This window comes from Hymenobacter sp. 15J16-1T3B (assembly GCF_020711235.1).
Lineage (GTDB): Bacteria > Bacteroidota > Bacteroidia > Cytophagales > Hymenobacteraceae > Solirubrum.
On sequence record NZ_JAJFAV010000003.1, the window covers coordinates 400,409 to 423,805 of the forward strand.

The window sequence follows — 23,397 nt, forward strand, 5'->3', positions numbered from 1 at the left end:
CGCGGAGCGGTGAAAAGCGGGGAAAAAGGCGCCAAAGATAGCAATAGCGCCGGGCTTAGAACGAAGCCCCGGGGCGGGCAGTTTCCGCGGCGGTGGCCGGGCCCAGCGCCGCCTGCACGGCCGCCAGCAGGCGCGGCGCTTCGCTTTGCCACAGCGCGTCGGCCGGCGGGCCGTGCGGGTAAAAGCCGCGCGGGTAGTGGCGCGGGCTGCTCATGGCCCACACCCGCTCTACTTCAGGTAAAGCCCGCTGAAAGTCCACGACAGCGCCGGCCTCGTGCTGCTCGACTTCCGCCTGCCACAGCGGGTTGGGTGGAATCAGCACGGGCAGTGCGTTGGCGAAGTATTCGTAGAGTTTGGTGGGGATGCAGTGCCAGCTGCTGGGGTGGGGCCGGTAGGGCAGCAGGCCCAGGTGGCTGCGCCGGATTTCGGCCAAGATTGCCGCGTGCGGCACCGGCTGCGCCCCGCCCACCACGCGCAGCCAGTCGGCATGTTCGGTAGCGAGGTCGTCGAGGCGCCGTTGCTCGTCGGGGCGCTGGCAATAGCCGATGACGGTCAGCGACACGTTGCCCCGGTGCCGGTGCAGCCGGGCCGCCAGGTTGATGGCGTCGAACACCCCGTTCAGCTCCGAGATGGTGCCCGAATACAGCAGCCGCAGCGGCTCGGCCGGCGCAGGCAGGCGCACCGGCGCGGGGGGCGGGGCGGGGGCGCCGGCGGGCGGCACGTACTTGTTTTCGAGTACCACGGTGCGGCCGGCGGGTAGCCAGGGCAGCTCGCGGGCGTAGCTGCGCTCGGCCAGTAACACCGCGGCGGCGCGGCGGGCGGCCGCTTGCTCCATCCACGCGACGCCCGCGGCCAGCACCCGGCGCAGCAGCCCACGGTACACCTGCTGGGTGCGGATGTTCAGGGCGTAGTTCTCGCGCACGTCGTAGAAGAAGGGACGGCCGGTGAGCTTGTGCCAGAGCACGGTGAGCGGCAGCAGCTCGGGTGCGTGAGCGATTACCAGCTCGGGCTTCGTGGTCCGCAGCAGCCGCCAGTAGTGCCATTGGGCCCGCAGGCGGGCCAGCCCCAAGCGGTGGCCGTGAAAAAGGGGCTCCTGCAGAATGCCGTCGTTGGCGCCGGAGGGGGCGCCGGCGGCGCGTCCGGCCACGGCAGCCCGGTAGCCCGCTTCGGCCAGGCTGCGGCCAAACTTCTCGTACATGCGCGTGTCGTCCACCGGCTTCAGCACGGAAGCCAGCAGGATGAACGGCGCAGGGCGGGAGGGTGACAGCACGGGTCAAACCTACTACTTTCGCGCCTCCGCCGGCAAGCGGCGCTTGTACAACTGTTTCCGACATCTGACTTTATGACCGACATTCAGCCCCTCATCGAGGCCGCCTGGGCCGACCGCAGCCAGCTGCAGAACGCCGCCACCCAGGACGCCATCCGCTCCGTTATCGACCACCTCGACCGCGGCCTGCTGCGCGTAGCCGAGCCCTCCGCGGCCGAAGACGGCAGCTGGCAGGTGAACGACTGGGTGAAGAAAGCCGTCATCCTCTACTTCCCGCTGCAGCAGATGAAGACCGAGGAAGTGGGCATCTTCGAGTTTCACGACAAGATGCAGCTCAAGACCAACTACGCCCAGCAGCAAGTGCGCGTGGTGCCCCCGGCCGTGGCCCGCTACGGCGCCTACCTCGCGCCCGGCGTCATCATGATGCCCTCGTACGTGAACATCGGCGCCTACGTGGGCGAGGGCACGATGGTGGACACCTGGGCCACCGTGGGTTCGTGCGCGCAGGTGGGCAAGCACGTGCACCTTTCGGGCGGCGTGGGCCTGGGCGGCGTGCTCGAGCCGGTGCAGGCCTCGCCGGTCATCGTGGAAGACGGCGCCTTTATCGGGTCGCGCTGCATTCTGGTGGAAGGCTGCCACATCGGCAAGGAAGCCGTTATCGGCGCGGGCGTCACCATCACCGGCAGCACCCGCATCATCGACGTGAGCACGCCCGAAGGCCAAGAGTACCGCGGCTACGTGCCGCCCCGCTCGGTGGTCATTCCCGGCTCCCTGCCCAAGCAGTTTCCGGCCGGCGAATTTCACGTGCCCTGCGCCCTGATCATCGGCCAGCGCAAGCCCTCCACCGACCTCAAGACCAGCCTCAACGACGCCCTGCGCGAGCATAACGTGGCCGTGTAACCAACGGTAGTGGGCTTCGCTCCCGACCACGCTCCGCCAGCCGGCGGGGCGTGGTCGGGAATGGACCGGTTTAGGAAGTAGCAAAGAGAATCCGAAAGCCCCGGCGCCACCAGACCTAGCCAGTACGGCCGGGCCCGGTGGCGCCGGGGCTTGCTGTTCTACTTAAAGTGAGCTTCCACTTCCTCTTTCCAGATGGCCACAAAGGGTTCCTGGTCGGTCTGCTGATACGCGCAGCGCATCACGTTGGTGTTCGACTCGATGGCAATGTTGCCGTCCGGGTCCAGGGCGATGATGCCCCGGTCGCCCTGCAGCTTGTCGGCGTACACGTCCACGGCTGCCTGGGCCGCCTTGGCTATGCTCACCTTCTTGTACTTGCGCAGGGCGTACACCTCGTGGGCCACCCCGGCCAGCATGATGATTTCCCCGTCGCCGGTGCAGGACACGGCGCAAACCTCGTTGTTGGCGTAGCCGCCCCCGCCGAAGATGCAACTGTCGCCCACGCGGCCGCGCAGTTTGCCCTCGATGCCGCCGGTGGAGGTGGCCATGGCCAGGTTGCCGTGCATGTCCAGCGCCACGGCCCCCACGGTGTCGTGCTTGTTGGCGTGCTCCACTTCGGCCTCCTGGATGATGTCCAGCCACTCCTGCCGCTGCTCGTCGGTCTTGAAGTAGTTCGGGTCGTGCAGGGGCAGGCCCTGCGACAGGGCGAATTCCTGGGCACCCTCGGCCGTGAGAAAGGAATGCTTGCATTGCTCCATCACCAGCCGGGCCACGCTGACGGGGTTTTTTACCAGCTTCAGCCCGCTTACGGCCCCGCCGCGCAGGGTAGCCCCGTCCATGATGGAGGCTTCGGTTTCCACTTCGCCGTTGATGTTGAACATGCCCCCGCGGCCAGCGTTAAACAAGGGGTTGTCCTCCATGCTCTTGACGGCGGCTTCTACCGCGTCGAGGGCCACGCCGCCGCGCGTCAGGATTTCGTAGCCGGCCATCAGCGCCTGCCGCAGGCCCTGCTTGAGCTGTTCTTCCTTGTCCGGGGGGATGGTCGTCGGATCGGTGTTGACGGCCCCGCCGTGGATAATCAAAACGCATTTGCCCATGTTCAGCAATGGTCGGAGGTGAAGGGAACGGGTAATGCGGCGTGCCCTGCTACGCGCGCTGTTTTGGATTGGTTAGCGCCGGGCTGGTCAACTGGCTGAGGGACACAAGTAAAATAATGCTCCCTGTCGCCCAGCACCCCTTGCCTCGTGCCGATAGGCCAGCGGGATGGGGCAATGGGCTTTGTTGGGCTTCTGCGCGCAGTGCCGGCGCTGCCCCTGGGCCACCACGTGGAAGCGTCGGCGGTCCGGGGGCAGCGGCCAAGCCGGCTACGGAGGCCTTGAAGCCTGCGGGCTGCAGCTCGTGGGTAAGCTACCGCGTGCAGGCTAGCTGCCGGTAGGAGCGGAGAAGCGGGAGCCGGCCGGAAAACCCCAGCAGAAAAGCGTAGCTACGGCGTCGTAGGCAGTTGTTTTTCCCGCAGCTTGAGTTCCTCCAGATCCAGCAACGTCAAGTGCTTGCGAATCCGGTCCTCGTCGAGGTTTTCCCGCTTGTTGAGCTCGTGCAGCACGCGCCGCTGCCGGGTTAGCAAGTCGGCGTAGAGTTGGTGGAACTGCAGCAGCTCCCCGGCGGGTTGGGCGTCCCGCTCGGCCAGTCCCTCGCCGGAGGAACCCAGTTCGAGCTGCAGCCGGGCCCGCAGGTTGTGTAGGTAAGGGTTAGCCCCGGGCTGCGCCTGCACAAACGACAGGGACTCCCGGGCGAGGGTTTGCCGGATCAGCAGCTCCTGCTGGGTTTCGGAAAGCGTGTTGTCGAATTCCTCCGGCTGCACCTGCCGAATCACCCAGGGCAGCGTCAGGCCCTGAAACACGAGCGTAACCAGAATGGCGACGAAGGTGACAAACAAAATCAGGTTGCGGTACGGAAACGGTTGCCCGGCCGGCGTGAGCAGCGGCACCGACAGGGCCGCGGCCAACGACACCACCCCGCGCATGCCCGCCCAGCCGATGACCACCGGGCCGCGCCAGCCCGGGTCGGCCACCGCCACGGTGATAAACCGGCTGGCCAAGCGGGTGAACTGCGCCACCCCAAAGGCGCTCAGCATGCGCGTGACGATGAGCACCAGCGAGATGAGCAGGCCGTAGCTGATGGCGCTGCCCAAACTGGTGCTGCCCAACTGCCGGACGGTGATGGGCAGCTGCAGCCCAATCAACATAAACACCAGCCCGTTGAGCACAAAGCTGAGTACCGTCCACACGTTCACGCCCTCCAGCCGGCTGCGGAAGGAGAGCAACACGTGGCGCTTGCTGGAGAGCAGCAGCCCGCCGCCCACCACGGCCAGCACCCCGGAGTAGTGAAAATGCTCGGCCGCGTAGTACATGCAGTAGGGCGTCACCAGCGTCAGCACCACCTCGATGCTGGGCGTGGTGGGCAGCCAGCGGTGAATGGCGTAGAACACCAGCCCCACCAGCAGCCCGATCAGCGTGCCCAGCACAATCACCAGCACAAAGCTTGTGGTGGCCTCGCCCAGGTGGAACTGCCCGGTGAGCACGGCCGCCAGGGCAAACCGGAACACCACCAGCGAGGAGGCGTCGTTGAGTAGACTCTCTCCCTCGATGATGCTTACCAGCGGCTTGGGCACCTGTACTTGCCGCATGATGGTGGTGGCCGAAATGGCGTCGGGCGGGGAAATGATGCCGCCCAGCAGAAAGCCCAGCGCCAGCGTGAAGCCCGGAATTAGGGCGTGGGACACCACCGCCACCACGCAGGACGTCAGGATGACGATGGGGAAGGCAAAACCGGTAATGACGCGCCGCCAGCGCCAGAACTCCTTCCACGAGGTTTGCCAGGCAGCTTCGTAGAGCAGCGGCGGCAGGAACAGGAAAAAGACCACTTCGGGCTTGATGACAATGTCGGCAAACCACGCCGTGAAGCTCAGCCCCAGCCCGCCCAGCACCAGCACGATGGGGTAGGCCACGCGCAGCTTGCCGGCCAGCATCACCAGGGCCAGAATGATCAAGACCAAACAGACGTACTCAAACAACTGGCTTTGCATGGCGGGCGGCGGTTGGCAGAAACACCCCGGGTGCCCGCGGGCGAGCTTTCGGGGGCGGCAACATACGCACGCAGTCGGCCGCCTGCGTCGCCGGCGCCCCGATTTGTTGCCGTCGCCAGGCACGTGGGCGGCCCGCTTGCCCGTCGCATGGCCTGCTGCCCGTTCGCCCGGGCGTCGAGTTTGCGTCCGTCCAGCCCTTGCACCCCAGCCGGAGCGCGGTGGTCGAGGAAAAGGTTGGTGCCGGTGTCTAGGGGTTGGATGGCCTTCAGCTCCGCCGGCGCGGGTGAACCGGTGCGCACGCACTGGGCGCGTCCGATCTACACCAGACAACAGCCCTGATCGGACACACCGTCAGCTGGCTTAGCCGTTTCAAGTCAGAGCTGCGGCTGCGGCCCGCACTGCCCGAAAACAACAGCGCCCCAACCAACCGGCTGGGGCGCTGTATGCTGTTGAACGACTAGGGCGGACTACACGCCGGCTTTTAGCTTGTCGGCGAAAAGGGCCTTAACCTTTTCCACTTTGGGCCGGGCCACAAACTGGCAGTAGGGCTGCGAGCCGTTCTGGTTGTAGTAGTTCTGGTGGTAATCCTCGGCCTTGTAAAACGGGCCGGCGGGCAGGATTTCCGTCACCACGGGCTTGTCGAAGGCGTGGGCTTCGTTGAGCTTCTGCTTGTAGCCTTCGGCGAGGCGCTTTTGCTCCTCGTTGTGGTAGTAAATGCCCGAGCGGTACTGCGTGCCCACGTCGTTGCCCTGGCGGTTGAGGGTGGTCGGGTCGTGGGTTTTCCAGAAGATTTCGAGCAGCTCCTCGAAGCTGATAACGGCCGGGTCGAAGGTGAGCTGAATCACCTCGTTGTGGCCGGTCAGGCCCGAGCAGACTTCCTTGTAGGTGGGGTTGGCAATGCGGCCGCCGGTGTAGCCCGATTCAACTTTCTCGACGCCGTTCAGGTTTTGAAATACGGCTTCGACGCACCAGAAGCAGCCGGCCCCGAAGGTTGCTAATTCCATGAAGGGAGGGAAATAAGGTGTGGAATGGTGGTTAAGCGTAATTCGGCCGGGAAGGTTGCAGTGGCCTTGCCACCGCCTCTTTGCCGCCCCGCTTATCCTGCCATCCACCTTACAAATACCAAGCCCCGACACCTCCTGGGCGTCGGGGCCTGACAGAACCGCCAGAATGGCGGTAAGTGGCAGCTTTTCAGTCTATTTGCGGAAGCGCGGGGCCACCACCAGCTCCTTGGAGCCCGGCGTCCAGCTGTAGAAGCCTTCCCCCGATTTGGCGCCCAGACGCCCGGCCGTCACCATGTTTACGAGCAGCGGGCAGGCGGCGTATTTCTGGTTGCCCAGCCCGTCGTAGAGCACATTCAGGATGGCCAAGCACACGTCGAGCCCGATGAAGTCGGCCAGCTGCAGCGGGCCCATGGGGTGGGCCATGCCCAGCTTCATCACCGTGTCGATTTCCTCCACGCCGGCCACGCCCTCGTGCAGCGTGATGATGGCCTCGTTGATCATCGGCATCAGGATGCGGTTGGCCACGAACCCGGGGTAGTCGTTGACTTCGGTGGGGACTTTCTCCAGCTGGCGCGAGAGGTCCATTACTTGCGTGGTTACCTCGTCGGAGGTGGCGTAGCCGCGAATAACTTCCACCAGCTTCATCACCGGCACCGGGTTCATGAAGTGCATGCCGATAACCTTGTCGGGCCGCTGGGTAACGGCGGCAATGCGCGTGATGCTGATGGAGCTGGTGTTGGTGGCCAGAATGCAGCCGGGCTTGGTCAACTCGTCGAGCTGGCGGAACAGGTCCAGCTTGATGCTCACGTTTTCGGTAGCGGCTTCCACCACGAGGTCGGCGTCGCGCACGCCGTCGGCCATGGAGGTGCTGCGGTGCAGGCGGCCCAGGGTGGCGTTTTTATCTTCCTCGGTCAGGCCGCCTTTGGCCACCTGGCGGTCCAGGTTTTTGCCGATAGTGGTCCAGGCCTTGTCGAGGGCAATCTGGTTGAGGTCGATGAGGGTGACGGGAAAACCGTGCTGGGCAAACACATGGGCAATGCCGTTGCCCATGGTGCCCGAGCCGATTACGGCGACGTTCAGCATGTGTGGGAAGGGGAGGAATGGAGCAAAAAGAAGGCGCCCGGCGGCGCCTCGGCGGCAAAGCTAACCCAATCCGCGGCTACGCTCAAGCCGCAACAAGAACCGGCTTGCCGGCCCTCGGAAGAGAACTACCCCGCAAAACCGCAGATTTTCAGAATTGTTTGGCCGCAGAAAACCAAGACGCTAGCATAGCTATGCAACTATGTGTTGAAATATTTTTTGCCCGCGGATATCCTTTTGTACAACCCCGCGTACAAACCCGCAGAACGCCCCGCCAATGGCCTTCCTAACTAGGATGCAACCGGGGCGGAGCACAAGCAAGTTCTCTCAACCAACCTCTCACCTTAAAACCTTCCCCTGAGTCATGGGCAACCTACTGTACATCATCGCCGTCGTCCTGGTCATCATTTGGCTCCTCGGCTTCCTGGGCTTCAACAGCTTTGGCATGGGCAACCTGATCCACGTGCTGCTGGTTATTGCCATCATCGCCGTGGTGCTGCGCCTGATACGCGGCAGCGCGGTGTAGGTACCGCGTCCGCGCATAGTCTGAAAAACACGCAACGGGCGGCTTCCCACTGGGAGGCCGCCCGTTGCGTGTCTAAGCCCGAGGACTTACTTACCGCCCAGGTTATACACCAGGCTCAGGCGCTGAATCAGGACGCCGTAGTAGTTGAAGGCGGAGTTGGAGTTGTACAGCAAAGCGCCGTCGATGGCAAACCGGTCACCGAGGCTCTGCCGGTAGCCCACGCCGAGCAGGAACGCCCGGGTGTCGAGGCTCACTTTCCGGGCCGCATACTGTTGGTTGGGAATGATTTCGCTGACCGCGTAGTCCTGCGAGCGGGTCGATTCGTATTCGGCTTGCAGGTAAAAATTCTTGTACACCGTGAACTGCACCAGGCCTCGGGCTCCGATGTCCTTGAGCTGGTAACCGCTCGTGGGCAAACCCAAGCTGCCCGCGTCGGGCCCGAAATCGGCGCTGTGATACACGAACACCGGCCCCGCGGCCACCGACAGCCGGTTGGTGATGCGATAACCCAAGGCGGGCGCAAAGCCCGCCGAGAAGTCCACGCCGTTAAAATAGTTGCTGCTCAGGCCGAAGCGCAGCAGGCTGCCGTACAAGAACAGCTTGCCCGGCTGGTACTCCGACTGCAGGGTCGCGCCGGGCACCGCGCCGTTTTGCGGCAGCGTCTGCGCGGGCCGGCCGTCGTCGTCGATGCCACCGCCGGGGCGCTGGGGCGTTGCCGGAACCGCGGGTTGGGCCGGGCTGCTGCCGGGCAGGGGCTGGGCCGAACGGCCGTCGTCATCGATGCCGCCAGGGCGGGTTGGTTGCGCGGGCTGAGGTTGGGGCGCCGTCTGCTGCGGCGTGTACACCGGGCGCGGGGGCTGCGCTGGCGCGGGCGGCGGCACTGCCGGCGGCCCGGTGGGCAGCTGCGGCTTTACGTAGGTAGTATCGGTGCGCTGGGCCAGCGCGTCGGTGGCGGTAGCGAACAGTCCGGCGACGCCAAAGGCGGCGGCCAGTAACAAACGCTTCATAGGAGTGAGGAACAAAGGGTCGTTTGAGTAGTAAGTAACGAAAAGGCCGCGGATGGTTGTATCCGCGGCCTTCCCGAAGTCAGGTACTAAGCGCCAACCGTTTGGTACATGCGCTGGCGCTGGGCCTTGATGTTCTCGTCGGCAAGGTACTCCTCATACGACATCCGCTTGTCAATAATTCCCTCCGGCGTCAATTCGATGATGCGGTTGGCAATGGTGTCGATGAACTGCAAATCGTGCGAAGCGAAGAGCATGGAGCCCTGGAAGTCGCGCAGCGAGTTGTTCAGGGCCGTGATGCTTTCCAAGTCGAGGTGGTTGGTCGGGTCGTCGAGCACGAGCACGTTGCCGGCCTCCATCATCATCTTGGAGAGCATGCAGCGCACTTTTTCGCCCCCGCTGAGCACGTTCGATTTCTTCTGCGACTCTTCGCCCGAGAAGAGCATGCGGCCCAGGAAGCCGCGGATAAACGACTCGTCCTTCTCGGTGGAGTACTGGCGCAGCCAGTCCACCAAGTTCAGGTCGGTGTCGAAGAACTCGGTGTTTTCCTTCGGGAAGTAAGAGGGCGTGATGGTAGTGCCCCACTTGTACGTGCCCTTGTCGGCCTTGCGCTGCTCAAACAGGATGTCGAACAGCAGCGAGGCGGCGCGGTCGTCGCGGCTCACGATGGCCACTTTGTCCTTCTTGTCCAGGGTGAAGTTCACGTCGCGGAAAATCACCTCGCCGTCCACCGCGGCCGAAAGGTTTTCCACCGTCAGCAGCTGGTTGCCGGCTTCGCGCTCCGATTTGAAGGCGATGTAGGGGTACTTGCGCGACGACGGCTTAATCTCCTCCAGCGTGAGTTTCTGCAGCAGCTTCTGGCGCGAGGTAGCCTGCTTGGACTTCGAGGCGTTGGCCGAGAAGCGGCGCACAAACTCTTCCAGTTCCTTGCGCTTGTCCTCGGTCTTCTTATTTACCTCCTGACGCTGGCGCAGGGCCAGCTGCGACGACTCGTACCAGAACGAGTAGTTGCCGGGGTACATGGTGATTTTCGAGAAGTCCAGGTCGGCCATGTAGTTACACACCGCGTCGAGGAAGTGACGGTCGTGGCTCACCACGATTACCGTGTTCTGGAACGAGTCGAGGAAGTTTTCCAGCCACAGCACCGTTTCAGCGTCCAGGCCGTTGGTTGGTTCGTCGAGCAGCAGCACGTCGGGGTTGCCGAACAGGGCTTGGGCCAGCAGCACGCGCACTTTATCGGAGGTGCCCAGGTCGCCCATCGTGGTGTAGTGCTTGTCCTCGCCGATGCCGAGGCCCGAGAGCAACTCGGCGGCTTCGTAGTCGGCGTTCCAGCCCTCCATATCGGCAAACTCGCCCTCGAGCACGGCGGCCCGCTCGCCGTCGGCGTCGCTGAAGTCCGGCTTGGCGTAGATGGCGTCTTTTTCTTCCATCACCTTCCACAGGCGCTGGTGGCCCATAATCACCGTCTGCAGCACCGGGTACTGGTCGTAGGCAAACTGGTCCTGCTTAAGCACCGAGAGGCGGGCGCCGGCGGGCATGTCCACCGAGCCGGTGTTGGGCTCAATCTCGCCCGAAAGAATCTTCAGAAACGTCGACTTGCCCGCGCCGTTAGCCCCGATCAGGCCGTACACGTTGCCGGGCATGAATTTGATAGTGACGTCTTCAAACAACACGCGCTTGCCGTAGCGCAGGCTGACGTTGGTAGTGCTGATCATGCAGAAAGAAAATGCGGAATAAGGACGGACCGCGACCCGGAAAAACCGCGCAAAGGTAGGCAAAAATTGCCCGCGCCAGATGCTTGGGTTAGGGCATTAACAGCCAGGGCGGGCGAAAAAATCCCGTCGACTGCAAGTTCATTGTCAGATGGTTGACCGAAAGAAAGCGGCTAAAAAACGGCTGTTGGGGCAACCGCCGCCCGGCAATCCGAGTATTAAAGACCAGAAACCGCTGAGGCTCAGCCGTGCTACAAGCATGGTCTGCACGTCCGGCGTCCGCGTCCTCTCTCTAACAACTCCAAAACTCCTCTCGCCACATGGCTGATCAACTCATTTCCCCCGAACGCAACGGCGTGCGTTACGGCCTCTTCACGGCGGTCGGCATGGCCATCTATTTCGTAGTGGCCAGCCTGTTGGGCCTTGCCGACAACGTCATGTACAGCTACGGCAACGTCATTATCTTGGCCATCGGCGCCTGCGCTGCCATTTCGCACTACAAGCGCGTGCGCCACGACCGGATGCCTTATCTGCAAGGGTTTGGCACCGGCATCATCACGGCGGCCGTGGCTAGCTTGGTATTTGCCTTGTTCTTCGTCATCTACACGGTGATTAACCCCAGCCTCATGGAGCAGCTGCGCGCCTCCGACCTGTTCGGGTTTGAGCTGTCGGTAACCATTGCTTTCCTGGCCATTTTGCTGCAAGGCGTTATGTCCGGCGTGATTATTTCGCTGGTAGCTATGCAGTACTTCAAAAGCCCCGACCACAACCCCCTGCAACAGCACGTGGAATAGGCTAGCTCTGTTTTCGATAAAAGGCCCTGCAGCGCGCTGCAGGGCCTTTTTTTATTGCCCGTGCAGTGGGTTTCCCAATATGAACAATGTTCCCGAAATGGGAACATTTCACTGGAAAACAAATGTTTATGTATGTAGCTTGACTTAAAACTTTATAAATATATATTTGGACTAAAAGCAGCTAAAAGTCAAGATAATGCTGCTATCATCCAAATATCCACACTCAACGTTCTCCACCATGAAGGCATTTACCCTCGCCCTTCTGCTCAGCGGCTTTTCCTTGGCTGCTTCCGCCCAAATGAAAGACCGCGTGGCGTCTGCCCCCGGCGGCCAGCCGCAGCCGGTGACGTCGGCCGCTGAGCTGACGCGCCAGATGGCCAGCCGGCTGAAGCTCAACGAAGCTCAGTACATCCGCCTGCGCACCGTCAACCAAATCAAGCTGGCCCGCATGGACGAAATCCAGTGGCAATACCAGCAAGACCCAGCCGAACGGCAACGCCGGCTGACCGAATTGGAAGCCCAGTACGAACAGGAGTGCCAGCGCATTCTGACGCCCTCGCAAATCAGCCTGCTGCGCGAGGAACTCAAGCGTGATGCAGTGCCGACGCCGACCACGCCGGCCGGCAACGGCCTGGGCTAAGTTTAACCCGGTTTTCACAGCCTGCGGGCGGTTTTCTGCGGAAAGCCGCCCGTTTTTTATTGGGCCCCAATGGGCGCTGCGTACAATACTTCCGTAACGGTGCCCAGGGAGCCAAAGCGCACCGAGAGGCGGCGGGTGGCCGCGTCGGGACGGCCGCCGGAGCACTGCGGGCCGGGCGTCACGTAGTAGTAATACACCCGCTGCGACTGTTCCTGCAGCTCTTCCTCATCGGGCCGGCCGAGCAGGTCGGTGACGACGTCGACGCGGGCGCTGTACAACTCTTCGCGGTGTTGGTCGAGGGCGGGCAGTTGGGCCTGCCGGGCGCCGGAGCAGCCGCGCAGGTCGCGGCGCCAGGCGGCGGCATCGAAGCCCGGCAACGTCTTTGGGGACTGGCTGCAGCTGCCGAGCAGCAGCGCACACGAAAGAGCAAAAACCGAGCGTTGTACCATTGGGGGAACCAGCAAAGACCTCGGGCGGTTGGGGTGCCTGTGGTAGGACAAAACTACTATTTTTGACTTTGCTTCGGGTTCTGCCCGCTCTTACCCTCTGCTCCACCACCCTATGAAGTTTGTTCGCTCTTGCCTAGCCGGGCTGCTGCTGTGCACCGCGGGGCTGCAGCCGACGCAGGCAGACGCTCCGCCCGCCCAACTGCCGGCCGCTGCCCAACCCGCCGCGGTGGCGGCCTTTGAGCAGTTTTTGGTGCGCACGTATACAGGGGCCAAGCTGGCCCAAACCGGCCTCAGCGTGCAGGTGCTGCGCAATGCGTTGATTGGGTACTTCAACCTGCGGGGCCGTGGGCTGGCCAAGCGCCCGGTGCTCACGGTAATCGATTTTAGCCGCTCGAGCCGGCAAAACCGCCTGTGGGTTATTGACCTGAGCCGCACCCGGCTGCTGTACCACACGCTAGTGGCCCACGGCAAAAACTCCGGCGGGGACGTAGCCCAAGCATTTTCCAACCGCGAGGGCTCGGAAATGAGCAGCCTGGGCTTTTACGTAACCGGCGACACGTACCAGGGCAAGCACGGCCTGTCGCTGCGGCTGGAAGGCTTGGATGCGCGCTACAACTCGCACGCCGCCGAGCGGGCCGTGGTGGTGCACGGCGCCGACTACGTGTGCGAGGATTTTATTCGGCAGAACGGCCGTCTGGGCCGCAGCCAGGGGTGCCCGGCGCTGCCGCCGGCTCAATCGGCCGGCATCATCAAAACCATCCGCAGCGGATCGGTGCTCTACGTGCAGGGGCCCAAATCCGCGGCCTACGCTTCGGACTGGCTGAACCTGAACGCGGCCCTGCCCAGCTTTATGCGCAGCCCGGAAGTAGCCGGGAGCGTGGGCCAGTAAGATTCAGTGCGCCACGGCGCATGCTGCACAACGCAAACGGCCCGCTTCCGAAGTACCGGAAGCGGGCCGCGTCGTTGGGGCACTGCGGGTTAGGCTCGGTCGCCGGTGGCGCGCACCAGGCTGATGCCGGCAAAAAAGAAAATCAGGCCGACGCCGAGCGGGACAAAGGAGTTGATTTTGCTTAGGCCCACCATGCCCAGCAGGCCCATGGCGCCGTAGATAATGCCCGCAATGCCTAGCAAGGTCAGCAGCGAGCCGAAAGTGCGTTTCTGATTCATGAGGTTGGAAGAGTAGTGGGGAAGGAGCCGGGCCCGCCCGCGGGCGGCGGCTTTTTGCCTGATACGCAAGGCCGGCGGATTTGGCTGTTTCGGGGCGTACAACCCTTGCGCCCGGGCCGCGTTAGATGGCTTGCCGCCGCGCCACGGCGGATTTCCTTCCCCACACCGACCTTTTCCAATGAGAGGCAACCTGCGTTACATCATCGCCCTGCTGGTCGCGGGGTTTTCGTTGATTACCTACTACTGCAACCGGCAAACCAACCCCGTCACGGGCGAAGTACAGCACGTGAACATGACCGCCGAGCAGGAAGTGGCCCTGGGCCTGCGCGCCGCCCCCGAAATGGCCCAGCAATACGGCGGCCTGCACCCCGACCAGCGCGCCCAGGCCGAAGTCGACCGCATCGGTCAGCAACTGGTGCAGTCGTCGGGCGCCACCAAGTCGCCCTACAAGTTTGACTTTCACCTGCTGGCCGACGAAAACACCATCAACGCCTTTGCCTTGCCGGGCGGGCAGGTGTTCATCACGGCCGGCTTGCTGAAAAACCTGAAAACCGAAGGCCAGCTGGCCGGGGTGCTGGGCCACGAAATCGGCCACGTCATCGGGCGGCACTCCGCCGAGCAGCTGGCCAAGTCGCAGCTAACGCAGGGGCTGGCCGGCGCCGGCGCCATTGCCACCTACGACCCCGACCGCCCGGGCGGCTCGGTGGCCAATGCCGCCATTGCCGCGGCTATTGCCAAAGTGGTAAACCTGCGCTTCGGCCGCGAAGACGAGCTGGAAGCCGACCGCGACGCGGTGCAGTACACCGCCGCCGCCGGCTACGACCCGCGCGCCATGATTCAGGTGATGCAGATTTTGCAGCAGGCCGGGGGCCGCAGCGGTGGGCCCGAGTTCTTAAGCACCCACCCCGACCCGGGCAACCGCATCGGCGTGCTGGAGCGCGAAATCCAGGAAGAATTCCCCAACGGCGTGCCCAGCGGCCTGAAACCCTAAGGCCGCCGACCCCAACCACCTTGTGCCGGCCCGCTGGGCCGCAACAACGGCCGAAGCGCGAAGCTCCGGCCGTTGTTGCGTTCGGCGCGTTATTGTTTTTACTTACCCGGCGGGCGGGTTGCCGCCGCCTTTGCTTTCTATGCCCGATACCCCGCCCATTTTGCGCCGGTTGCTGTTTGTGATGAACCCGATTTCGGGCGACATCGACAAGGCCAGCGTGCAACAACGCATTCAGACCGTGTGCGCCGAGCGCGGCCGCACCGCGCGCATCTACGAAACCAGCGGCGACGACGACCTCGCCAAACTCCGGCTCCACTTAGCGCAAGATACCCCGGACGCCGTGTTTGCCGCCGGCGGCGACGGCACCGTCAACTTGGTGGCCCAGGCCCTGAGCGGCACCGCGCTGCCCTTGGGCATCGTGCCGCTGGGCTCGGGCAACGGCCTATCCAAGGACCTGGGCATTCCGCAGGACGCCGAAGCGGCCCTGGAGCTAATCTGGCAGCACCAAGTGGTGCGCGTCGATACGCTGACGGTGGGCGGGCACTTCACCGCGCACCTGGCCGACCTGGGCTTCAACGCCCTGATTGTGGAACGCTTTGCCGAGGGCGGCACCCGCGGGCCGGGCGCCTACGTGCGCATTGCCCTGCAGGAATACATGCGCTACCAGCCCTGTCTGTACCGCGTCGTCACCGATACTGAAACCTGGGAGGGCGAAGCTTTCATGCTGACGGTGGCCAACGCCCGCACGTTCGGCAGCAACGTGGTCATCAACCCCGCCAGCCGCATGGACGACGGCCGGTTCGAGGTCTGCGTCATCGAGCCGTTTCCGGCCACGGCCGCGCCCGGTATTCTGTACCAGCTTTACACCGACGGCTTCGACGAGTCGGCCTACACTCGGCGGCTGCAATGCCACCAGGCAAGCATCGAGGTGCCGGGCGAGGCGCAGGTGCGCGTGCAGGTCGACGGGGAGCCGCTGCACTTGCCCACGCCGGTAGCCGTCACGATCAATCCGCAGAACCTGCGGGTGCTGGTGCCGGCGTAGCGGCGGGCACGGCCGCCAGCGGCCAGCGAAACGAAACCGGCGTCGGCGTGCCTTGCGCGTCGGCCGGCTCCCAGGTGTGCAGCCAGAGTTGCCCGTCGGCGTAGTAATCGAGGCTGAAAAAGCCCTTGTGCTCGTGCGTGAATGTGGCTTTGCCGCCGGCGGCCACGTAGGCCGTCTTGCTGCCCGAGCCGCTGACGAGGTAGTGCACGCCGCGGCGCAGGAAATACTGCAGGTTGTGGTCGTGGCCAGCGGCGTACACTGTGCCCGGAAACTCGCGCAGCACCTGCAGCAGGCGGCGGCGCATGCGGCGGTAGCGGGGGTGGGCCATGTCTTCGGCGGCCCCGAGCAGGCGGCGGTATGCCGGAAACAACGACCCGAGCACCGGAAGGGGCAGGTAAGCTCGCTTGTGGGCCGCCGTGAGCGGAAACACGTGCTGCTTGACGGTGAATTTGCCGCCGTGCATGGCGTTGGAGTACAGCGGGTGGTGGCCGGCTACCAGCACCTGCTGGCCGGGGTACTGCCCGAGCAACTGCCGCAACTGCGCGAAGGGCTGGCGGGCGTCGTCGGCGCTGCAGCCGTGGGCGCGGCCCAGCGGGCGGGGGCCGCGCTGCACCCACCACTGGGTGTTGAGCACCAGCAAGACCAAGCCTTCGGCCAAGGGCAGCGCTACCGGGCCGGGGCATCCGTTTTCGGGCAGGTACAGGGCCCCGGGCAGGTGCTGGCGCACGTAGGCTTCCTGGGCTTGCAGGTAGGCGTAGCCGTCGGGCCGGCCCTTGTTCCAGTCGTGGTTGCCGCTCAGGTAAATGACTTGGCCCGCAAACTCCCGCAACAGATTCAGCTGCACGTCGAGGCGGCGCTCGGCCTGCTGCCGCAGCGGATGGCCCACCGGCGGCAAGCCCACGGGGTACACGTTGTCGCCGAGCAGGACCACGGTGCCCTTGGCGCCGGCTTCCTGCAGCCAGCGGCGCAGCAGATTCAGCACCGGGTCGTGGCCGTCGGTGGCCACGGCGCCCAGGTCGCCGACGAGGCAGACGCGGTGCCGGGGGGCCTCGGTCGGGGGCGCGAGGGTGGGCCAATGACGGGCGGCCGCCGCCACAAACGGGCGGCGGCGGTGGCGCCGCTCCAGGGCAAAGCGGTAGAGCAGCCAGCAAACAAGCGAAACGGCGGCCGCGGCAAGCAGCCAGAACAGGAGGTGGGTCACAAGCTACCTGTACGGGCGGCGGGCGGCGGCGATAACGCCGGGGCGGCCGAAGCCGGCGCCGGGCCGAGCAACAGCGGAGCGAGGCCGTAGCTGTAACGCGGCTAAAAGTTAGGCGGCGTAAGATTTTTGAAGTGGCCGTTCTGACGCACCCGCTCCTTGAGCCGCTCGGTTTCCAGCACCACGGGCAGAATGTGGGCCAAGTGGTGCAGCACATATTGCTGCCGCTCGGCCTCGGTGGGCAACTTCAGCAGCTCGTACTCCTGCTCGGTCGAAAAGCCCAGGTGATGCGCAATGTCGAACGTGCGGTAGTCGGGGGCCAGCTCGATGAACAGTTTCTGCAGGCCCAGCGCGCCGTAGAGCTGCTCCACTTGCTGGCTGATGCGCGCCTTGAGGCCGGGGTCTTCCAGGGAGTTGTCGGGTAGGTCTTCCACCTGACCGGCCGCGTACAGCTTGGTGGGCAATTCGCGCAGCATGTCCACGACGCGGAAGCGGCCAATGGCCTGCGTCCGGATGTCGGATTCGCCGCCGGGGTAGCTACGCTCCACTTTGAGCAGGCGCATTTCGGTGCCGATGGGCTGCACCTGTTCGTCGAGGAAGGGCGGAATGCCGAAGGTCTGGCCCGAGTCCAGGCAGTCGGCCACGAGCTGGCGGTAGCGCGGCTCGAAGATGTGCAGGTTGAGCTTCTCGCCGGGAAAGACGACGAGGTTGAGCGGAAACAGCGGAAGAAGGCGCATAGGGCTGGAAAAGGCACGGCCCGCCAAGACGAACTAGCCGCTCGGCCGCGGGGCACCGGCCGGTGCCCCGCGGCGCAGAGACGCCCGTGCAGTCAGGCAAAATAGAACTTTTGCTGCGCCCACACTAGACTTATACCGGGCTTAGCAAGCCGGTAACTCTTTTTATGCGCTGGACACCTACAAATCCGTCATGGAGCCGATGGCCAGCTCCCGGGTCAGCTCGTAGACGCGGATGCCGCCGGTCGGAATTTCCAGGGCCTCAACCTGGGCCACGGTCAGGCCTTCCAGCTGCATGCGCAGGGCCCGCAGCGTGTTGCCGTGCGACACCACCAGCAGGCTTTGCCCCGCCCGTAGCGCCGGGGCCAGCACTTCGTTGTAATAGGCCACCACCCGGTCAAGGGTGTGGTGCAGGGTTTCGCCTTCGGGCGGGGCGTCCTCGTAGCCGCGGCGCCAGCGCGTGACCTGCTCCAGCCCGTAGCGGGCAATGGTTTCCGCCTTGTTAAGGCCCTGCAGCGCGCCGTACATCCGCTCGCGCAGGGCATCGGCGGCATACACGGGAATGTTGTCCTCGTGCAGCTCGCTCAGGATGAGCTCCATGGTGCGGCGCGAGCGGACTAAGGTGGAGCAGTAAGCCGCGTCGAAGTGGAAGTTGTGCAGGCGCTGGCCGGCTTCGCGGGCTTCGGCCTCGCCCTGGGGCGTGAGGGGTACATCGAGCCAGCCGGTGAACACGCCCGCCAGGTTGGCTTCCGATTGGCCGTGGCGGACCAGAACAAGTTGTGCCATGAGCAGAGGACCCGGAGGGAAACAGTGGAGCTGCAAGCACGCCGCCCCGCGTGGAGGTTGGGTGAAGGGCTAACTTCCGCTACTTAATTCGGAGTGGCAAGGAAAGTTTGGAACGGCCGTCGCGGCCCAGAAGCCGGCGGAGCGGCGGCCGGGAAGGAGCGGCCCGCGGGCCGCCCGGCAAAAAAAGCGGGTTCGACCGGCCATTCCGCCCGCACCAGGCGTGATTCGGCGGCGGGGAGTCGTAATTTCGCCCCCGGCGGCCCGCCCCAGGGCTGCCGGTGTGCCCCAATTATTCCTGCGCATGGCAGAGTTTGCGAGCCAGCTGCGGCTGGCGCGGCGCGTGGCGCTGCAAGTGTTGGCTTCCCTGTTTCTGGTGACCGTGGCCTGGGTGCTGGTGTACCGCTGGGTGTCGCCGCCGGCGACTTGGCTGATGCTGGAGCGCCGCAGCCGCCGCCCAGAGGCCAACTACGGCGGCCTGCTGCCCGAAGACGCCTCGCGCAAGATTCACTACCGCTTCGTGACGCTCGACGAGGTGTCGCCGCAGCTGCCGCTGGCGCTGGTGGCGGCCGAGGACCAGCGCTTTCTCATGCACCACGGCTTCGATACCGACGCCATCATCAAGGCGGCCAAGCACAACTTCGGCGAGAAAAACGGCGGCATCCGCGGGGGCAGCACCATCTCGCAGCAAGTGGCCAAAAACGTATTTCTGTGGCAGGGCCGCAGCTACGTCCGCAAGGCCGCCGAGGCCTACTTCACCGTGCTCATCGAGCTGCTGTGGGGCAAGGAGCGCATCCTGGAAGTGTACCTGAACATTGCCGAAATGGGTGACTGCGTGTTCGGGGCCGAAGCCGCCGCGCAAAAGCACTTTGGCCGCTCGGCCAAGCGCCTCACGCCCAGCCAGGCCGCGCTGCTGGCGGCTGTGCTGCCCAATCCGCTGAAGTTTCAGGCCGGCCACCCGGGCCCGCAGGCCCGCACCAAGCAGCAGCGGGTGCTGCGCAACATGCGCCGGCTCGGCGGCACCAAGTTTATCGGCGAAATTCTCGACTAAGCCATGCGTCCACAGCTCTACTTCCTGGCGTTGGCCGTCTGCGGACTCGCCGCCTGCTCCGATGGTGCCCAGCCGCAAGCTGAAACTGCCGCACCTGCCGCGTTTGCCGCGGCCGATGCGCAACAGATTCGGCAGGTGCTGAGCACGCAGGCCGCCGCCTGGAACCGCGGCGACCTAGCCGGGTACATGCAGGGCTACTGGCAGAGCGACTCGCTGCTGTTCATCGGCAAAAACGGCCCGCAACACGGCTGGCAGCGCACCCTCGACAACTACCGCCGCAGCTACCCCGGTGCCGCCGCCATGGGCCAGCTCGACTTCAGCCAGCTGCGCATCAGCCCGATCGCGGCCGACGCGGCGCACGTGGTCGGCCACTGGCACTTGGCCCGCCCGCAGAAGGGCGACCTGCAGGGCTGGTTCACCCTGCTCTTTCGCAAACTCGACGGCAAGTGGGTGATTGTGGCGGACCACTCCAGCTAGTGCCCGCTGGCTCTGCGCCGCGCGACGAACCCACGGTGGCCTGACGGGCGCGGGTGGCAGTAGCCCGGCCGCGCCGGGGCTGAGCGTGTCTTGGGCGGGCCGCCCCAAAATCTGAGGTGGCCGACCTGATATCTTCCGGCGATGAATGAGTTTCTGGCGTACGTAGCGCAGTTTGGCAGCCTCAGCCCGCAGCAACAAAGCCTGCTGGCGCACCGGGCCACCAGCGTTGAGCTGCGAAAAGGGGAGAACTTTCTGGAGGCAGGGGTGGTGGCCCGGCGGGTTGGGTTTGTCCTGAACGGGATATTGCGGGTTTGCTACTGCACCGACCAGGGCGAGGAAATTACCCACTACTTTCTCGACGAACACCGCCTGCTTCTGGGACGTGCGCGGGCTTGAGACCAACGCCGCTTCGCCCTACCACGTGCAGGCCGTTACCGATTGCCGGCTTCTGGTGTTTTCCCACCACGACTGGCGAAACCTGGCGTCGGTCGTGCCGGGCTGGGACGCCATCGTGCACCGAATGGTGGAGCAGATGCTCAGCCAAAAGCTGGCGCGGGTCATGCCGATGCGGGCCCAGGATGCCACGGCCCGTTACCTGGCGTTTATGGAAACGTACCCGCAGCTGGCCAACCGCGTGCCGCTGACTTACCTGGCGTCGTACCTGGGCATTACTCAGTCCTCGCTCAGCCGCATCCGCAAAAACGTCCGGTAGGCAGTTTTTGCCATTTGGCAAAAAAAACCTTCGTGCAGTGCCGGACTTTTGTGCTGCAACTATTTGCATCATCACCGGGCGGGCCGTTTTGCGCGAACCGCTGCAACAGACGTTAGGTATGCACAAGCAACTTGTCGCCCTGGTCACCGGGGCAAACCAGGGCATCGGCCTGGAGCTGGCCAAGGCCCTGGCTGCGCACGACTACACGGTGCTCGTCGGGGCCCGCAACCTGGCCAAGGGCGAGGCCGCAGCCTGGAGCATCGGCGCCAATGCGCAGGCCCTGCAGCTCGACGTGACCGATCCGGCCTCCATCCGCGCCGCCGCGGCGCGGATTCGGGAGCAGTTCGGCCGTCTCGACTTGCTGGTGAACAACGCGGCCATTTCCAACACGCAGGCGCCGGGTACGCCGTTCGAGGAAATCCTGCAAGCGGGCCGGCCCAGCGTGGCCCCGCTGGACGAAGTGCGCGCCGTGTTCGAAACCAACGTATTCGGCGTCATTGCCGTCACGCAGGCGCTGCTGCCGCTGCTGCGCGAGGCGCCGGCGGCGCGCATCGTCAACGTCTCCAGCGGCGTCGGCTCGCTCACGCTGAACGCGGATCCGGCCTTCCCGTACCGCCAGGGGTTCAGCGTCGGGTATCCCGCCTCCAAGACGGCCCTGAACGCGGTGACGTTGGCCTTTGCCATCGAGCTGGAAGGCAGCGGCATCAAGGTCAATGCCGTGAGCCCCGGCTTCACGGCCACCGCCCTCAACAATTTCGCGGGTACCGAATCCGTCGAACAAGGCGCGCAGGCCCCCATCCGGATGGCCCTGGACCAAGACGCTCCGACCGGCACGTTTTCGGGCCCGCAGGGGCCACTGCCGTGGTAGGCGCGGCGGGTTAAGACCTAGTAAAGCAGGCGCCCCGGCGGCAAGAACTTGTAGTCCTGCGCCGGGGCGCTTTTTCCGTTGCGCACGCCTAGAAAGCGGCCCGGGTGCTGTTATTTGCCAGCGGCCACGTCGCCCGGGTCTTCGGGCGTGGCTTCGTCCTTCTGCTTCTCGGCTTCGACGGCGGGCACGGCTTCCACGAACACCAAGCCGGTGGCGGCGGCGTGCTCAGCGGCGTGCACCGTGTCTTTTACGAGCAGCATTTCCACCTTGTCCTGGCGCAGCTCCTCGGCCACGCGCTGCACCATCACGGTGCGCTCGGGCAGGTTCACGTCGCGGATGTAGATGGCCAGCACCCGGCCGGGGTGGCGGCGCACCACTTCGCGGTAGATGTTGGCGTCTTCCTGGCCCGAGTCGCCGATGAGCACGAAGGGCAGCTTGGGGTAGGTGAGCAGCAGGTTGTCGATTTCCTTGAGTTTGTGGCCGTGGTGGGCGGAGGCGTCGCCCGAGCTTTTGCGCTTCAGGGCCATGTCGCGCAGCAGCAGCGGGCCGGGCGGAATGTCGTTGAGCGCCAGGAAGTCTTCGAGCAGGTCGTAGAGGTTCCAGGGCGAGCTGCTGACGTAGAAAAACGGGTTGTTGCGCTTGCCGTTGCGGCCCAGCTGCAGCTGCCGGTAGAACTCGGCTACGCCCTTGAAGGGCAGGCGCGAGCGGGCGTTTCGCAGCAGCACCGTGCGGGCCATGCGCAGCAAATCGGTGGCGGCGGTTTGAATGACCGTGTCGTCGAGGTCAGAGATGATGCCGTACTCCGCGTCGGCGGGGGGCACCAGCACGGGGGCGTGCACGCTGCGGGTGGCGGGCAACGGGGCGGGCGCGTGCACCAGCTCCACCTCCACCGGGTGCCAGAGGAAATCCACCGCCGGGCTCAGCTGCCGGGGCTCGATGTTGAGGGTGAAGTAGCCTTCCTCGTCGGTTACCACGGGGTGCTCGGTGCCGTCGCCGGGGCGGATGACGAGCTGGGCGCCGGGCATTTCCTGCGAATCAAAGCGGCGGTACATGTTCAGCAGGTTGTGCCAGCGCGAATCGGAGGGGTCCGGCTCGCCGATGCCTTTGTCGGTGAGCACGCGGCCCTTCACGTAAAGGCGGTCGGGGGTGCCGTAGCTGCGGTAGGGCAACACCTGCACCTGGTGCAGCAGGCCCAGGCGGGTGCGGGCGCGGCGCAGCAGGTCGTCGGCGTTTTCGGCCAGGCCGCTGAGACGGTCGAAGAGGGACATATGCGAAGATTGGAAGAGGGAAGGTGCGAAAGTACACAACGGGGCCAAGGCCGGAACCGTTGGGTAATTTCCCCGCCTTTCCCCGTTGCCATGCTTCGACGCCTACTTTGTATTCCGGTGCTGCTGCTGGGCGCGTGCGCCCCACGGCCCACCAGCACCCCCAGGGCCGCTCCGCCTGTGAGCCTGCAGATTCAGCCCTCCGCCGACACGGTATTCAACATCGTGTGGCTGCGCACGAGCCTGCGCAACCCGGGCCCCAGGCGCGTCTGGGTGGTGCAGCAGCCGGATTCCGTCAACCTGGTTTGCGCGGAGGGCGGGGCGTTTGTGCTGCTGGCCCTCTCGCCCGAGCGCGACTCCATGCAGTTTTGCGGGCCGTGCCAGGCCGCGGCCCCGGCAACGCGCAAACTGGTGCCTTTGGAACCTGGCGCGGAGCGCGTGACGTATCTGCGCGTCGATTTCAACTACCTGTTTCCGCGGCGCGCCTTGGCGTCGGTGCAGCCCTGCGGCCGGTATTTCAACCGCACCGTGGGCGCCTACCAGTTGCGCGTGGCACCGGTGCAGGTGGCGCCCAGCCCGCGGGGCGGCCTGCTCGCAGTGCCCGCCAGCAACACCGTTACCATCCAGCGCAAACAATAAGGCCAGCCGCCC

General features: G+C 64.8%; 26 protein-coding genes. 13 read left to right on the forward strand and 13 right to left on the reverse strand.

Annotation, left to right across the window (positions count from 1 at the left end; genetic code table 11):
- Positions 1-55: 55 nt before the first annotated feature.
- Positions 56-1,270 carry a glycosyltransferase gene (locus LJ737_RS07675; protein ID WP_227764333.1) on the reverse strand — a complete coding sequence of 405 codons (1,215 nt, stop codon included), beginning with the start codon at positions 1,268-1,270 and terminating at the stop codon, positions 56-58.
- Between the two features lie 72 nt (positions 1,271-1,342).
- Here LJ737_RS07675 and LJ737_RS07680 point away from each other — a divergent pair, with 72 nt between their 5' ends.
- Positions 1,343-2,167, forward strand: coding sequence for a 2,3,4,5-tetrahydropyridine-2,6-dicarboxylate N-succinyltransferase (locus LJ737_RS07680; protein ID WP_227764336.1), 825 nt, complete (start codon positions 1,343-1,345; stop codon positions 2,165-2,167).
- 158 nt (positions 2,168-2,325) lie between these two features.
- Here LJ737_RS07680 and LJ737_RS07685 read toward each other — a convergent pair whose 3' ends face one another.
- From LJ737_RS07685 to LJ737_RS07700, 4 genes are all read right to left on the reverse strand, one after another.
- Positions 2,326-3,261, reverse strand: coding sequence for an isoaspartyl peptidase/L-asparaginase family protein (locus tag LJ737_RS07685; protein WP_227764337.1), 936 nt, complete (start codon positions 3,259-3,261; stop codon positions 2,326-2,328).
- A 386-nt stretch (positions 3,262-3,647) separates the two neighbouring features.
- A complete protein-coding gene (locus tag LJ737_RS07690) occupies positions 3,648-5,249 on the reverse strand; it encodes a Na+/H+ antiporter (RefSeq protein WP_227764339.1) in 1,602 nt (533 codons plus the stop codon).
- Between the two features lie 467 nt (positions 5,250-5,716).
- Positions 5,717-6,253, reverse strand: a complete 537-nt coding sequence (gene msrA / locus LJ737_RS07695; RefSeq protein ID WP_227764340.1) for a peptide-methionine (S)-S-oxide reductase MsrA — start codon at positions 6,251-6,253, stop codon at positions 5,717-5,719.
- A 192-nt stretch (positions 6,254-6,445) separates the two neighbouring features.
- Entirely contained in the window at positions 6,446-7,336 is an 891-nt protein-coding gene (locus LJ737_RS07700; RefSeq protein WP_227764343.1) for a 3-hydroxyacyl-CoA dehydrogenase family protein, read from the reverse strand.
- Between the two features lie 361 nt (positions 7,337-7,697).
- On the opposite strand from LJ737_RS07700, the gene LJ737_RS07705 reads away from it, so the two are divergent.
- On the forward strand, positions 7,698-7,859 hold the full coding sequence (locus tag LJ737_RS07705; RefSeq protein ID WP_227764345.1) for a lmo0937 family membrane protein: 162 nt from the start codon (positions 7,698-7,700) through the stop codon (positions 7,857-7,859).
- 86 nt (positions 7,860-7,945) lie between these two features.
- On the opposite strand, the gene LJ737_RS07710 is transcribed toward LJ737_RS07705, so the two are convergent.
- Positions 7,946-8,866, reverse strand: coding sequence for a hypothetical protein (locus LJ737_RS07710; RefSeq protein WP_227764347.1), 921 nt, complete (start codon positions 8,864-8,866; stop codon positions 7,946-7,948).
- Positions 8,867-8,952: 86 nt separating this feature from the next.
- Positions 8,953-10,578, reverse strand: a complete 1,626-nt coding sequence (locus LJ737_RS07715; RefSeq protein ID WP_227764349.1) for an ABC-F family ATP-binding cassette domain-containing protein — start codon at positions 10,576-10,578, stop codon at positions 8,953-8,955.
- A gap of 317 nt (positions 10,579-10,895) precedes the next feature.
- On the opposite strand from LJ737_RS07715, the gene LJ737_RS07720 reads away from it, so the two are divergent.
- Both LJ737_RS07720 and LJ737_RS07725 read left to right on the forward strand, forming a co-directional pair.
- Complete coding sequence (locus LJ737_RS07720) at positions 10,896-11,369, forward strand: DUF4199 domain-containing protein (protein ID WP_227764351.1); 474 nt, start codon at positions 10,896-10,898, stop codon at positions 11,367-11,369.
- A gap of 238 nt (positions 11,370-11,607) precedes the next feature.
- A complete protein-coding gene (locus tag LJ737_RS07725) occupies positions 11,608-12,009 on the forward strand; it encodes a hypothetical protein (RefSeq protein WP_227764354.1) in 402 nt (133 codons plus the stop codon).
- A 56-nt stretch (positions 12,010-12,065) separates the two neighbouring features.
- On the opposite strand, the gene LJ737_RS07730 is transcribed toward LJ737_RS07725, so the two are convergent.
- Positions 12,066-12,386, reverse strand: coding sequence for a hypothetical protein (locus LJ737_RS07730; protein WP_227764355.1), 321 nt, complete (start codon positions 12,384-12,386; stop codon positions 12,066-12,068).
- A gap of 184 nt (positions 12,387-12,570) precedes the next feature.
- Between LJ737_RS07730 and LJ737_RS07735 the strand changes: the two genes are divergently transcribed.
- On the forward strand, positions 12,571-13,347 hold the full coding sequence (locus LJ737_RS07735; protein WP_227764358.1) for a murein L,D-transpeptidase catalytic domain family protein: 777 nt from the start codon (positions 12,571-12,573) through the stop codon (positions 13,345-13,347).
- An 89-nt stretch (positions 13,348-13,436) separates the two neighbouring features.
- On the opposite strand, the gene LJ737_RS07740 is transcribed toward LJ737_RS07735, so the two are convergent.
- Positions 13,437-13,625 carry a hypothetical protein gene (locus LJ737_RS07740; RefSeq protein ID WP_078010988.1) on the reverse strand — a complete coding sequence of 63 codons (189 nt, stop codon included), beginning with the start codon at positions 13,623-13,625 and terminating at the stop codon, positions 13,437-13,439.
- Between the two features lie 178 nt (positions 13,626-13,803).
- Between LJ737_RS07740 and LJ737_RS07745 the strand changes: the two genes are divergently transcribed.
- Positions 13,804-14,616 carry a M48 family metallopeptidase gene (locus LJ737_RS07745; protein ID WP_227764360.1) on the forward strand — a complete coding sequence of 271 codons (813 nt, stop codon included), beginning with the start codon at positions 13,804-13,806 and terminating at the stop codon, positions 14,614-14,616.
- A 139-nt stretch (positions 14,617-14,755) separates the two neighbouring features.
- Positions 14,756-15,658: a diacylglycerol/lipid kinase family protein gene (locus LJ737_RS07750; RefSeq protein WP_227764362.1), complete on the forward strand. Its 903-nt coding sequence runs from the start codon at positions 14,756-14,758 to the stop codon at positions 15,656-15,658.
- Here the strand turns inward: LJ737_RS07750 and LJ737_RS07755 are convergent.
- The 3 genes from LJ737_RS07755 to LJ737_RS07765 form a co-directional block, all read right to left on the reverse strand.
- A complete protein-coding gene (locus tag LJ737_RS07755) occupies positions 15,621-16,859 on the reverse strand; it encodes a metallophosphoesterase (RefSeq protein WP_227764364.1) in 1,239 nt (412 codons plus the stop codon). The two genes, LJ737_RS07750 and LJ737_RS07755, sit on opposite strands and share 38 nt — an antisense overlap.
- Before the next feature lie 101 nt (positions 16,860-16,960).
- Positions 16,961-17,593 (reverse strand): LON peptidase substrate-binding domain-containing protein, encoded by a 633-nt coding sequence (locus LJ737_RS07760; RefSeq protein WP_227764367.1) that lies wholly within the window; start codon positions 17,591-17,593, stop codon positions 16,961-16,963.
- A gap of 177 nt (positions 17,594-17,770) precedes the next feature.
- Complete coding sequence (locus tag LJ737_RS07765; protein WP_227764368.1) at positions 17,771-18,376, reverse strand: 2,3-bisphosphoglycerate-dependent phosphoglycerate mutase; 606 nt, start codon at positions 18,374-18,376, stop codon at positions 17,771-17,773.
- A gap of 301 nt (positions 18,377-18,677) precedes the next feature.
- Between LJ737_RS07765 and mtgA the strand changes: the two genes are divergently transcribed.
- The 5 genes from mtgA (at position 18,678) to LJ737_RS07790 (ending at position 21,481) form a co-directional block, all read left to right on the forward strand.
- The gene (gene mtgA / locus LJ737_RS07770) at positions 18,678-19,424 is read left to right on the forward strand and encodes a monofunctional biosynthetic peptidoglycan transglycosylase (protein ID WP_227764370.1); all 747 of its coding nucleotides are present in this window, start codon (positions 18,678-18,680) and stop codon (positions 19,422-19,424) included.
- A gap of 3 nt (positions 19,425-19,427) precedes the next feature.
- Positions 19,428-19,901 (forward strand): YybH family protein, encoded by a 474-nt coding sequence (locus LJ737_RS07775; RefSeq protein WP_227764371.1) that lies wholly within the window; start codon positions 19,428-19,430, stop codon positions 19,899-19,901.
- Positions 19,902-20,042: 141 nt separating this feature from the next.
- On the forward strand, positions 20,043-20,297 hold the full coding sequence (locus LJ737_RS07780) for a cyclic nucleotide-binding domain-containing protein (protein WP_227764374.1): 255 nt from the start codon (positions 20,043-20,045) through the stop codon (positions 20,295-20,297).
- On the forward strand, positions 20,284-20,613 hold the full coding sequence (locus LJ737_RS07785; protein ID WP_227764376.1) for a Crp/Fnr family transcriptional regulator: 330 nt from the start codon (positions 20,284-20,286) through the stop codon (positions 20,611-20,613). Before LJ737_RS07780 ends, LJ737_RS07785 begins: the two co-directional genes overlap by 14 nt.
- Before the next feature lie 118 nt (positions 20,614-20,731).
- Positions 20,732-21,481: an SDR family NAD(P)-dependent oxidoreductase gene (locus LJ737_RS07790; protein ID WP_227764378.1), complete on the forward strand. Its 750-nt coding sequence runs from the start codon at positions 20,732-20,734 to the stop codon at positions 21,479-21,481.
- 110 nt (positions 21,482-21,591) lie between these two features.
- On the opposite strand, the gene LJ737_RS07795 is transcribed toward LJ737_RS07790, so the two are convergent.
- Positions 21,592-22,749 (reverse strand): App1 family protein phosphatidate phosphatase, encoded by a 1,158-nt coding sequence (locus LJ737_RS07795; RefSeq protein ID WP_227764380.1) that lies wholly within the window; start codon positions 22,747-22,749, stop codon positions 21,592-21,594.
- A gap of 90 nt (positions 22,750-22,839) precedes the next feature.
- Here LJ737_RS07795 and LJ737_RS07800 point away from each other — a divergent pair, with 90 nt between their 5' ends.
- Positions 22,840-23,385 (forward strand): hypothetical protein, encoded by a 546-nt coding sequence (locus LJ737_RS07800; RefSeq protein WP_227764381.1) that lies wholly within the window; start codon positions 22,840-22,842, stop codon positions 23,383-23,385.
- Positions 23,386-23,397: the final 12 nt, after the last annotated feature.

Coding starts and splice junctions, on each gene's coding strand:
- LJ737_RS07760 (WP_227764367.1), bottom strand. CDS start 17,593: ATGCGCCTTCTTCCGCTGTTTCCGCTCAACCTCGTCGTCTTTCCCGGC.
- LJ737_RS07765 (WP_227764368.1), bottom strand. CDS start 18,376: ATGGCACAACTTGTTCTGGTCCGCCACGGCCAATCGGAAGCCAACCTG.
- LJ737_RS07735 (WP_227764358.1), top strand. CDS start 12,571: ATGAAGTTTGTTCGCTCTTGCCTAGCCGGGCTGCTGCTGTGCACCGCG.
- LJ737_RS07680 (WP_227764336.1), top strand. CDS start 1,343: ATGACCGACATTCAGCCCCTCATCGAGGCCGCCTGGGCCGACCGCAGC.
- LJ737_RS07685 (WP_227764337.1), bottom strand. CDS start 3,261: ATGGGCAAATGCGTTTTGATTATCCACGGCGGGGCCGTCAACACCGAT.
- LJ737_RS07720 (WP_227764351.1), top strand. CDS start 10,896: ATGGCTGATCAACTCATTTCCCCCGAACGCAACGGCGTGCGTTACGGC.
- LJ737_RS07715 (WP_227764349.1), bottom strand. CDS start 10,578: ATGATCAGCACTACCAACGTCAGCCTGCGCTACGGCAAGCGCGTGTTG.
- LJ737_RS07750 (WP_227764362.1), top strand. CDS start 14,756: ATGCCCGATACCCCGCCCATTTTGCGCCGGTTGCTGTTTGTGATGAAC.
- LJ737_RS07725 (WP_227764354.1), top strand. CDS start 11,608: ATGAAGGCATTTACCCTCGCCCTTCTGCTCAGCGGCTTTTCCTTGGCT.
- LJ737_RS07740 (WP_078010988.1), bottom strand. CDS start 13,625: ATGAATCAGAAACGCACTTTCGGCTCGCTGCTGACCTTGCTAGGCATT.
- LJ737_RS07705 (WP_227764345.1), top strand. CDS start 7,698: ATGGGCAACCTACTGTACATCATCGCCGTCGTCCTGGTCATCATTTGG.
- mtgA (WP_227764370.1), top strand. CDS start 18,678: ATGGCAGAGTTTGCGAGCCAGCTGCGGCTGGCGCGGCGCGTGGCGCTG.
- LJ737_RS07745 (WP_227764360.1), top strand. CDS start 13,804: ATGAGAGGCAACCTGCGTTACATCATCGCCCTGCTGGTCGCGGGGTTT.
- LJ737_RS07775 (WP_227764371.1), top strand. CDS start 19,428: ATGCGTCCACAGCTCTACTTCCTGGCGTTGGCCGTCTGCGGACTCGCC.
- LJ737_RS07710 (WP_227764347.1), bottom strand. CDS start 8,866: ATGAAGCGTTTGTTACTGGCCGCCGCCTTTGGCGTCGCCGGACTGTTC.
- LJ737_RS07690 (WP_227764339.1), bottom strand. CDS start 5,249: ATGCAAAGCCAGTTGTTTGAGTACGTCTGTTTGGTCTTGATCATTCTG.
- LJ737_RS07800 (WP_227764381.1), top strand. CDS start 22,840: ATGCTTCGACGCCTACTTTGTATTCCGGTGCTGCTGCTGGGCGCGTGC.
- LJ737_RS07700 (WP_227764343.1), bottom strand. CDS start 7,336: ATGCTGAACGTCGCCGTAATCGGCTCGGGCACCATGGGCAACGGCATT.
- LJ737_RS07780 (WP_227764374.1), top strand. CDS start 20,043: ATGAATGAGTTTCTGGCGTACGTAGCGCAGTTTGGCAGCCTCAGCCCG.
- msrA (WP_227764340.1), bottom strand. CDS start 6,253: ATGGAATTAGCAACCTTCGGGGCCGGCTGCTTCTGGTGCGTCGAAGCC.
- LJ737_RS07795 (WP_227764380.1), bottom strand. CDS start 22,749: ATGTCCCTCTTCGACCGTCTCAGCGGCCTGGCCGAAAACGCCGACGAC.
- LJ737_RS07790 (WP_227764378.1), top strand. CDS start 20,732: ATGCACAAGCAACTTGTCGCCCTGGTCACCGGGGCAAACCAGGGCATC.